General features: G+C 43.9%; 6 protein-coding genes. 2 read left to right on the plus strand and 4 right to left on the minus strand.

Annotation, left to right across the window (positions count from 1 at the left end; translation table 11 throughout):
• Positions 1 to 57: 57 nt before the first annotated feature.
• A complete protein-coding gene (murQ, locus tag ABF638_RS34680) occupies positions 58 to 984 on the minus strand; it encodes an N-acetylmuramic acid 6-phosphate etherase (RefSeq protein ID WP_069074893.1) in 927 nt (308 codons plus the stop codon).
• A 116-nt stretch (positions 985 to 1100) separates the two neighbouring features.
• The gene (locus ABF638_RS34685) at positions 1101 to 1529 is read right to left on the minus strand and encodes a DUF3110 domain-containing protein (protein ID WP_435027334.1); all 429 of its coding nucleotides are present in this window, start codon (positions 1527 to 1529) and stop codon (positions 1101 to 1103) included.
• A gap of 265 nt (positions 1530 to 1794) precedes the next feature.
• Here ABF638_RS34685 and ABF638_RS34690 point away from each other — a divergent pair, with 265 nt between their 5' ends.
• Complete coding sequence (locus ABF638_RS34690; protein WP_435027335.1) at positions 1795 to 7713, plus strand: translocation/assembly module TamB domain-containing protein; 5919 nt, start codon at positions 1795 to 1797, stop codon at positions 7711 to 7713.
• 128 nt (positions 7714 to 7841) lie between these two features.
• Here the strand turns inward: ABF638_RS34690 and ABF638_RS34695 are convergent, their stop codons facing one another.
• On the minus strand, positions 7842 to 8771 hold the full coding sequence (locus ABF638_RS34695) for a carbohydrate ABC transporter permease (RefSeq protein WP_435027336.1): 930 nt from the start codon (positions 8769 to 8771) through the stop codon (positions 7842 to 7844).
• Positions 8772 to 8930: 159 nt separating this feature from the next.
• Here ABF638_RS34695 and ABF638_RS34700 point away from each other — a divergent pair, with 159 nt between their 5' ends.
• Positions 8931 to 9596 (plus strand): GIY-YIG nuclease family protein, encoded by a 666-nt coding sequence (locus tag ABF638_RS34700; RefSeq protein WP_435027337.1) that lies wholly within the window; start codon positions 8931 to 8933, stop codon positions 9594 to 9596.
• 100 nt (positions 9597 to 9696) lie between these two features.
• Here ABF638_RS34700 and ABF638_RS34705 read toward each other — a convergent pair whose 3' ends face one another.
• On the minus strand, positions 9697 to 10473 hold the full coding sequence (locus ABF638_RS34705) for an ABC transporter ATP-binding protein (protein WP_435027338.1): 777 nt from the start codon (positions 10471 to 10473) through the stop codon (positions 9697 to 9699).
• Between the last annotated feature and the right edge of the window lie 241 nt (positions 10474 to 10714).

Below are 10714 nucleotides of genomic sequence, written 5' to 3' on the forward strand. Positions count from 1 at the left end.
CGTGCTACTAAGAGAAGTAGCACGCCTTTTTTTAGAATATTTATTTAGGAAAATTTTTCAAGGTTGCTTATGGTTTTGATAGCTGACAACAGCTTCCCTGAGATTACTTTGGTGTTCTGAAAGAAGCCGATCACCTTCGTCTTTTTCTAAACCAGTCCAGTGCATTAATAGCGCTAGCTTCACCCATTTACCACTGCGTTCTAGTAAAAAACCAGAAGCTTCCCGACTTAAACCTGTGAGGTCTTGCAAAATTCGCAAAGCGCGATCGCGTAACTTTTGATTTGTTACCGCTACATCCACCATCCGATTGCCATAAACTTTGCCTAGTTTGACCATTACCCCGGTAGAAAGAATATTTAAAGCTAACTTTGTAGCTGTACCAGCTTTCAGACGAGTTGAGCCAGCAATGATTTCTGGCCCTGTCAATAGCCGAATGTCAATATCGGCATCAAAGCTAACTTGTTCAGCCGGAACACAGGCGATAAAAATAGTAATGGCTCCTCGCTGACGAGCAGCATGAAGCGCACCGTGGACATAAGGCGTTGTCCCACCAGCGGTAATGCCGACTACGACATCTAACTGGGTAATATGTCGCCCAGCGATCGCAGCCTCACCATCTTCGATACTGTCTTCTAAATCTTCGGAACTACGTACCAGCGCCCCAGCACCACCAGCAATAATCCCCTGTACCAACTCTGGGGGTGTACAAAAAGTAGGTGGACACTCAGCAGCATCTAACACCCCTAACCTGCCACTTGTCCCCGCACCTATATAAAATAGGCGTCCTCCGTGGCGCAAACGCTCTGCGGTGCGCTCAATTGCTTCAGCCAACTGAATTTTCGCCGCTGCAACTGCTGCGACTGCCTTTTGGTCTTCGTTATTAAACAACTCCACTAATTCCAGAGAACTGAGTTGGTCTAAGTTTAGACTGTTAGGATTTACCAGCTCGGTTAAAAGATGCCCACGTTCCTGCAAGTTTGTCATTTGTCCTCTGTCATTTGTCATTTGTCCTACAGTAAGCCGCCTATGTCTATTGTCATTAGTCAATTAGCGACCAATGACCAATGACCAATGACCAATGACTAATGACTAATGACTAATTACAGCAATCCTTCCAATTTGCGACGCATCTTTTCTAGTTCAGAATCAGACAATTCTGGTTCTTCTAGTGGCTGTTGATTGAGAGGGAAGGTGTCTTCAACAGTATCCTCCTTCTGGGCGTCTGCTTGCCAGTCAGTTTCTTCGACATTCAGTTCTGGGGGAGTGACAACTAAATTGCTGTTTTCTGGGATGATTTCCCATTCATATCCAGCACTTTCGCAAAATTCCTTGATTTCCTCAGCATCGATTGGCTCTGGTGTCGGTGCGGGAAAATCCTGAGCTTCCAGCATCAGAGCAAAGCGCGTGGCGTCGTCTTCTGACTCGAACATCAGAATTTTATTGCGATTGCCTTCTCGAATCGTGTGAATCCCCTCATTTTCCGTTCGAGCATTAAAAATTAACACAAAAACACGCATTGGTGTAATCATCTGTCTTTTTTAAGGTCTATTTATATTAAAGTTCTAGGTTGTGACTCAGCGAAAGTCAAAGGAACAATTTTCACTCTATTGAGATCAGATTTTCCTGAAAACGCCAATATTATTAAGCATAAGTATTGAATCAAGCAAATACCGTAACTTAACTAATGAGGTCTTGGGTTTAGTTGGCGTATCCTGGAAATGGCATACTGAATCAATGTGCCAGTTAATGCTTGTGTGTGCCAGCGACATCTGGCAATTAATACAGTGAAAGCAAATGACTAAAACTCCCAATCAAGATATTCTCTCCCCGTCCCCTATCCGCAAGCGTCTGTGGTTGCTGGTGTTGAGTCGGGGTAGCATTACTTTGGGCGGACTTTTACTGTTAGGAGTTATCATCGGTATTTGGCGGTTGTGGACTTTTGTCCAAACAGAATTAACGCCTTTGGCACAACAAAGTCTCACGACTACACTCAACCGTCCGGTAAAACTGGGAAGAGTCACACAATTTTCGTTGACGGGAGTGCAGTTTGGGGCTTCAGCTATCCCAGCCACACCCACAGATTCAGATCGGGCCGCAGTCGAAGCTGTGGAGGTGGGTTTTGACCTGCCACAACTAATTTTTAACCGCCACTTAAAGCTAGATGTTACCTTAGTCAATCCAGATATTTACATTGACCAAGATGACCAAGGGCGCTGGGTTTCCACTAATTTAGCGCCGTCAGGTGAAGGCGGCGCAATTAAAACTGATTTGGACAATTTGCGGTTTCGCAATGCCAAGCTGGCGTTGATGCCGCAGGAGAGGGCAGAGGAAGTAGGGGGCGGGGGACAGGGGGCAGGGGGAGCAGAGGGAGCAACATCCCCCTCATCTCCCATAACATTTTCTCAACTGAATGGATCTGCCCAACTTTTAGCAAATAACCAGTTGATCCGGTTTGAAGTGGGGGGTCAGGCAGATAGTGGTGGTAATATTTCGATTCAGGGTGAGACGCGTTCTAAGGTGCTAGCGGGCAACTTTCAGTTGCGATCGCAAGATTTGCTGGCTGCGGATATTACTCGACTAATTAAGTTACCAGTGAACTTACTGACTGGTCGAGCCAATGGCGACTTGTTAGTTCGGTTGATGCCAGGACAGGATACTTTATTGTATGGCAGTGCGACTGTGCAAGGGGTAACACTTCAAATACCCAAAGTCCCGCAACTGTTGAGCAATAGTCAAGGAAATCTCCGCTTTCAGGGAACGGAGTTGCAGTTAGATAATATTACTACCAACTACGGTAAAATTCCCCTAGTGGCTACGGGAATCATCGACACTCAAGCAGGCTTTAAGTTGGCAGGGCGCGTAAATGCGGTGAGTTTGGCTAATGCCCAAGAGACTCTCAAGGTAAAACTACCTGTGCTGATCGCTGGACAAGTACAAGCAGACTTGCAGATTACCGGATCAATTAAAGAACCAATTCTCTCAGGTACAGTTGCCACAATTCAAACTGCCCGGATTGATAAAGTTGATTTTAATAGCATCAGTAGTAAGTTTGAGCTTGTTACTAGTTCCTCTTTAATTACCCTAAAAGATATTCAAGGTAAAGCCAAAGTTGGTGGTGAGATCACGGGCGCTGGTAAAATTCAACTTGGTGAAACCCCGCGACTGGATTTAAATTTTGCTGCCAAGAATGTTCCAGGGGATGCGATCGCAAAAGTTTATGAAACAACACCCACATTCCAAATCGGCAATGTCTCAGCTACAGCCCAACTAACCGGCGCTCCTACCGATGTCCAAACTGTGGTAAGATTCCAAGCTCCTAACGGAACTTACCCTGGAACTGGCGAAGTTGCGATCGCTCCAAATCGCACCGTCTCTTTCCGCAATGTGGCTCTGAATGTAAGTGGTGGTAAAGTACGGGCAACTGGTAGTTATGCCAATGATCGTTGGCAAGCTGTGGCTGTTGCCTCTGGGGTAAAATTGGAACCCTTTGTAGACAAAAGTCAACTACAAAATGTCTCGTTGGCGGGAGCACAGTTTAATGGTCGTCTCATCCTCTCAGGCAGCACAGCACCATTTGAAATTGCCACGATTCGCAGTGATGGTGCAGGAGTTCAAATTGGTGGCGGCACGGTTGCAGTTTCTAATGTCCAACTACAAGATCAAGGCTTCTCTGCTCAACTTATAGCTAATGGTGTGCGGTTGGGGCGGATATTGAAACAGTCTCCCCCAGCTTTAAATAATCCATTGGCGGGTACGTTTCAAATCGCAGGCAACAGAGATAATTTCAGTCTGAAAACCCTGCGTGGCACTGGGGAAGGCCGCCTTACTATTGGTCGTGGTACGGTTACAGCCAATAATATCCAAGTGGGTAATGGTGTATATCAGGCGCAAGTTCAGGCTAAAAATGTGCCTGTGCAGCAGTTGGCAACATTACCAAAGCAGTTCCAAGGGGCGTTGACTGGTCAGTTCAACGTAGCGGGTTCTGTTGAGTCGTTTCAACCGCAAACTATTCAAGCCAGCGGTCAGGCGCGGATCAATGTTGCGGGTGGAACTATTACAGCCAATAATATCCAAGTCGGTAATGGTGTATATCAAGCGCAAGTTCAGGCTAAGAATGTACCTGTGCGGCAATTGGCAGCAGTACCACCACAGTTCCGAGGGAAGTTAACTGGTCAAATAAACGTGGCGGGTTCTGTTGAATCGTTCCAACCACAAACTATCCAAGCTGTAGGTCAAGCGCGAGTGGATGTTGCAGGTGGAACTATTACAGCCTCTAATATCCAGGTCGGTAATGGTGTATATCAGGCACAAGTTCAAGCAAATAATGTACCGTTGCAGCAGTTGGCAGCAGTACCCCCGCAGTTCCGGGGAGCCTTAACTGGTCAAGCAAACGTGGCGGGTTCTATTGAATCGTTCCAACCACAAACCATCCAAGCTAGCGGTCAAGGACGGTTGGATGTTGCAGGTGGAACGATCGCAGCTTCTAATATCCAATTGGCTAATGGTCGCTATCAAGCTGTAGTTGATGCTTCCGGTGTGGAATTAAATCGGTTAAATCAGCAATTGCGGGGTCAATTTGGCGGTCAGTTACAATTAGCTGGCACGCTAGGATCATCCAAGTTAGCTGATGTGCGTGCTGCTGGACAGGTGCAATTATCCCAAGGTATCCCTGGACTTGAACAACCTCTGACGGCTGCGATCGCTTGGAGTGGTGAAAGGCTGACCATTGAGCGAGCAACTGCTCCCGGTTTAAGTGTTACTGGTAACATATTAGCCAATGCTAAGGGAGCGGGCATACCGGAAATTACTGCATTAAATCTCAACGTCCAAGCAGAGAATTACAACTTAAAACAGTTACCAATCAATCTTCCTAATCAGGTTGCTGTGGCGGGAAGAGTTGATTTTAATGGTCAAATCACTGGTAAGCTGCCCTTGCCAAATGTAGTAGGGCAAATTAATTTACGAGATTTAGTTGTTCAAGATATTGCTTTTGAGCCGTTGTTGACTGGAAACATCGATTCAGCACAGGGACGCGGTTTAAATTTGAACTTGGCAGGAAATAGCGATCGCCTGGCCTTTAATTTAGATGCCAATAATCGCCCGAAATCCTTCTTAGTAAAATGGCAGCAAGCATCAGCTACAGGTAATGTTCAAGGGAATGATTGGGCGCTCAAAGTTGCCAATTTCCCCTTACAAATATTGAATTTGAGTCCGCCGCCAATTACTCGCCTGGGTACTGGTAAGATAGCTGGATTGTTAACTGGGGATTTGCTGTTTAATCAGCAGACATTGGCAACAACGGGGAATTTTGCGATCGCTAATCCGCAAATTGGTCGAGTTAAAGGCGATCGAATAGCTGCTCAATTCCGCTACGGTGATGGGAAAGGCACACTCACCAACAGCGAATTTGTCAAAGGCAAAAGCCGCTACGCCCTTGTCGGTACTTTTGCCCAAAGCCCTAAAGGGCCTCAACTACAAGGGAAACTGAACGTCAACCAGGGAGAGATCCAAGATGTTTTATCTGTAGCGCAGATATTTGATTTACAAAATTTGCCAGGTGGTTCAGCAGAAATCTACGGTACAGCAGCCGATCTAAGCACCACCTCCCAAGGAGCGCCAAATCAACCCTTATTAACCCAAATCCAGCGGTTTTCTGAAATTGAAGCTTTGGTAGCAGAACAGGAAGAACAGCGACTTAATTCCACTCCAATACCGGATTTGGCAGACTTAAAGGGGACTTTCAACGGGGAAGTGGCTGTAAATACAGCTACAGCCAATGGATTATCAGTGGATTTTAATTTGAATGGACAAAACTTTGCCTGGGGTAAAAAGGAAGAAAAAAATCGTTTTTATACTGCCGACAAAGTGATTGCCGAAGGCAACTTTGAAAATGGTGTTTTAAGTTTGCGACCATTACGGCTCGAATCTGAAAACAGGCTGATTGCCTTCACGGGTAACGTTGGCGGTGATGAACAATCTGGCCAGTTGCGGGTGAATAATTTTCCCGTACAACTATTGAATAATGTTGTCAAACTACCAGTTGGAATCACAGGAAATCTTAACGGTACAGCAGCTTTAGCAGGCAGCATTGCTAATCCCCAAGCTAGAGGGGAATTGCAAATTACAGAAGGAATACTAAATCAGAGCAAAATAGAGTCAGCGATCGCAAGTTTCAGCTATGCCAACGGACGCTTAAATTTTGGTAGTACTGTAGCCGTTGCCGGGCCAAAACCTGTTGATATTACTGGCAGCATCCCTTATAAATTGCCTTTTGCCTCCGTCGCACCAGACAGTGAGCAAATCAGTTTGGATATGAAGCTGGAAAACGAGGGATTGGCACTGTTAAACGCATTAACTAATCAAGTGGTATTTGAGAAAGGTGAAGGAGAAATAGACCTCAAGGTGCGCGGAACATTGCAAAAACCCGAAGTAGATGGAATTGCTACTATTAGTAATGCTACTTTTTCAGCCCAGGCTTTGCCAGGTAAACTCAGACGTGTCACAGGTAGAGTACTGTTTAATTTTGACCGCATCTTAGTAGAAAATCTTGAAGGTAGATTTAGCCGTGGGAAAGTAGAAGCTGCTGGGGAAATTCCCATCTTCAACAATGAGAACTCGACTATCAACAATCCCCTGACTGTTAATCTCGATCAACTTACGTTGAATCTCAAGGCACTTTACCAAGGAGGTGCTAGCGGCAATTTGCAGATTACTGGTTCTGCCCTTAGCCCAGTAATTGGCGGTAAAGTAAACTTATTTGATGGTCAGGTATTGCTGGCAGAATCTACTGACGCGACTTCATCTGCAAATGATAATGGTCTTGGTGTATCACCCACAAAAGAGAATAAGCAGAGTAAAGCTGAAATTGGGAATGGAATGGGAAATACTATTGCCAGATTTAATAATCTAGATTTAGAACTAGGCAAAAACGTCCAAATTACCCGCCCCCCTATTCTCAACTTCCGCGCCACTGGTAATCTCATAGTTAACGGCTTAATCAATCAGCCAATACCCGATGGCACTATCCAGTTAGAAAAAGGTGGCGTAAATTTATTTACTACCCAATTTAATCTTGCTCGTGGCTATAAGCATACCGCAACATTTAGTCCCTCTCAACCCCGCGACCCCAACTTAGATATTCGGCTATTTGCCAAAGTACTAGACGTAACTCAAAGTAATGATTTCAGCCGGATAAATACCACAGGTTTATCATCCTTAGAAAGTGTTCGAGTCGAAGCCACTATCAACGGTTTAGCTAGCAAACTGAATGAAAATTTAGAACTAACAAGTAGTCCGTCACGTAGTCAAACCGAAATTGTTGCTCTTTTAGGAGGTGGATTTGTAGACACCCAAGGACGTGCTGACAGTACTTTAGGTCTAATTAACATTGCAGGCTCGGCTGTGTTCAACAATTTTCAGTCAGCTTTTAACCAGATTGGCAGTACATTTGGTTTAAGTGAGTTACGGATATTTCCTACCGTGATTTCTGAGAATCCAGAAGCGGGAAGGAGCAATTCAACTTTAGAATTAGCAGCAGAGGCTGGGGTTGACATTACTTCTAAAATATCCGTTTCCAGTATAAAAATACTAACAACAAATGACCCCTTCCAATGGGGTGTTAATTACCGCATAAACGACGAATTCCGTGTGCGTGCTTCCACTAATTTAACCGATGATAGTCGTGCAGTAGTGGAGTATCAAACGCGGTTTTAAATAACAAAGAATTGAAAGGGCGTAGGCATCGCTTTACCATTATCCAAAATTCATATCCTTGTTATTCCCTTTTCTCCTTGCTTCTCCATAGCTTGTCTTACCAAGCTTGATTTTGTGCAGTTTAAATATCAAATTGTAATATTTTCTCCCTCCTGTTGATTAATAACTAATCGCAAAATTGATAACCCTAAAATTATCAAAAATAGCACTAGCCCAATTGTGCAAGCGTAGCTAATTTCCAAATTGTTGAAGGCTTGCTCATATAGATAATAAACAATCGTTTTCGAGCTACTGAGTGGCCCCCCTTGGGTCATAATGTATACCTCTTCAAATACTTTGGTTGCAGAAATAGCCGAAATTACCGCCACTAGTGCTAGATACGGTTTCATTAAAGGTATGGTAATATCCCAATGTTTGCTGATCCCATCCGAGCCATCAATTGCAGCGGCTTCGTACACATCAGTGGGAATTGATTGCAACCCCGCTAAATAAATCACCATGTAGTAGCCTAGTCCCTTCCACACGGTGACAGCCATAACGCTGGCAAGAGAAATTGGTACAATACCAAAAATTTTGTCTGGGCTAGTCAGCCAAGGAATACCTTCTGGAAAAATACCTAAAGCTTTAAATAACTGATTAAGTAATCCGTTTTCTGCGTACAGCCATTTCCAAGCTATTCCCGCAACCACCATTGAAATTACCACTGGAGTGTAATATGCAGATCTAAACCAATTCATCCCTCGCAGTTTTTGATTTACCAATATTGCCAGTACTAAGGGAGCAATTACTAAAATTGGTACTACACCAACAAGATATAGAAAAGTGTTTTCCAAGGTTTTCCAAAAAACCGCATCTTTCCAAAGCTTGAGAAAGTTTGCGAAACCTATCCATTCTGGCGGCTGGGCAATATCTTCATAGCTAGTAAAACTGAGGTAAAACGCTTGCAGTGCAGGCCAAAAAACAGTTAAACCCAAAAGAACCAAAGCGGGTAGTAAAAATAAATAAGGAGTTAGTCTCTGTTTGATGAATATCCAATTTTTAGGCATCAATTGATTCATATAAATTCTAATAGTTGTTTTCACTTTGTCAGAATCCTTAAGAAAAAGAATTTGGGGATATGAGTAGATTTAAGCTTCAATATTTTAAGAGCATATATTTACGTAGCGCTTCGCGCTTGCCATTGGCATCGCTAATTAATAACTCGGAGATCAACTGCAATGGAAACTCAGCACAACTCGTCGTCAATTGAACATCAAAATGTCCCCATAAACCACCGTGGACTACATGACTTTTTATATAGTTCCGATGAGGAACACACCGCCATTGAGGTGAGTATAACCCCTGAACTGGCAAACAATGGTACTGAAATCATTGATCTTGAGGCTTGGAGTGCAGCTGCTCAGAACGCTAAAGTTGCAGGTGTTTACGCAGTATTGGACGCAGAACGCTGTACACAGCACATTGGCTATTCTCGGAATGTATTGCTTTCTCTAAACGGTCATGTCATTAAAAATGGTAAGCAAAAGTGTGCTTTTGTCCGTATGCAAGCATTCAAGTTCCCCAAGCGTCAAGAAATGGAAGATTTGCGAGATGCGTGGATAGCAGAACTCGAAAGTACGCCACCTGGTAACGCAGCTGATCGCGGAATGTGGGCTAGCACGGTAGGCGAAGCTGCAAAAGCGGTAATGTCAGAGGCGGAACGCCAAGCTTATGAGGAGAAAAAGCTAAAACTGCGGAAAGCAATGGCTGACACAACTCTCTCTAAAGAGTCAGAAACAATAGATGCCAGTGAAGCCGAACGTCAGCATCAACTTGAAGCTGCTGTGACAAATGATGACTGGAGTGTAATTATCGACGCACAGACACAAGAAACCAAGTCTTAGGATGAGTGTTAAGCCCTCTGCTTATTTCCCCACTTGGATACCCTCATATCTTTACAGAATAGAGTATCCAAGTATTTAGATTTTGCTAGCTTGGCAGATTTTAAACAGCAGAAATGGCACAAACCTGTAATCCGACAGGCGTGTGAATAATCACAGATTCCACACCAAATACTTGTGCGATCGCATTTGGTGTCAGGACTTGTTCCGGTGTACCAACTTCCCAAATATGACCCTGTTTTAATAATGCAATACGGGAACTATACCGCGCTGCCAAATTCAGTTCGTGTAAAACTGTAACAATAGTTAATTCCTGCTGCTGATTCAGTCCTTTGAGTAGTTCCAATAGTTGCAACTGATAGTTAATATCTAAAAAAGTTGTCGGTTCATCTAATAGTAAAACTTTTGGCTCTTGCGCTAGTGCTAGAGCTAAAAAAGCCCGTTGCCTTTCACCGCCTGATAGTTGTTCGACTAAGCGATCGCTCAGTTTTTCTAGTTGTGTCTTTTTAATTGCAGTTTCAACTTTGAGCCAATCTTCAGCGTTTAGTTCCCATTGCCACCAAGGTTGATGCGGCGTGCGTCCTAAACTTACTAATTGTCGCACTGTTAACCCAACGGGAACCGTTTGTTGTTGCGGTAATAATGCCAGTTTCTGTGAAACTAGATTTGGGGGTTGAGAGTGAATTGCTTTACCATCAAGTAGCACTGTTCCATGTTGTGGTGAGAGAATACGACTCACCAATTTGAGTAAAGTAGATTTACCTGAGCCATTCGCACCAACTAAACTCAACCATTCTCCTGTTTGCAGAGTGAGGCTAATATCTTGGACAATTGGTACTGTGGTATAACCGCCTGTGAGATTTTGCAGTTCGAGTGGCATTTCAGAATTTTAGAGAGGCGTTTTTGACACAGAACAAGTTAATGAACTTTAAAAAAGAGTAGCTGTATTAAAAAAGATTGTCGGTTGTCATGATGAACATGATGAATTATGGGACAAATTCAGAGAAACAGGGACTTCAAGTAAACACTAATTATACAAAAAGCCTCTCTAAACTTTATTTAGAGAGGCTTTTTGCTTGAAAGATAGAACCTGGCATCGAGCTATTTTTGCGTAGGGCTAC

Source organism: Nostoc sp. CALU 1950 (assembly GCF_051172895.1).
Lineage (GTDB): Bacteria > Cyanobacteriota > Cyanobacteriia > Cyanobacteriales > Nostocaceae > Nostoc > Nostoc edaphicum_A.

Bases quoted from the DNA above. Each gene is read 5' to 3' on its own strand.
- murQ (WP_069074893.1), bottom strand. From the start codon at position 984: ATGACAAACTTGCAGGAACGTGGGCATCTTTTAACCGAGCTGGTAAAT.
- ABF638_RS34685 (WP_435027334.1), bottom strand. From the start codon at position 1,529: ATGATTACACCAATGCGTGTTTTTGTGTTAATTTTTAATGCTCGAACG.
- ABF638_RS34690 (WP_435027335.1), top strand. From the start codon at position 1,795: ATGACTAAAACTCCCAATCAAGATATTCTCTCCCCGTCCCCTATCCGC.
- ABF638_RS34695 (WP_435027336.1), bottom strand. From the start codon at position 8,771: ATGAATCAATTGATGCCTAAAAATTGGATATTCATCAAACAGAGACTA.
- ABF638_RS34700 (WP_435027337.1), top strand. From the start codon at position 8,931: ATGGAAACTCAGCACAACTCGTCGTCAATTGAACATCAAAATGTCCCC.
- ABF638_RS34705 (WP_435027338.1), bottom strand. From the start codon at position 10,473: ATGCCACTCGAACTGCAAAATCTCACAGGCGGTTATACCACAGTACCA.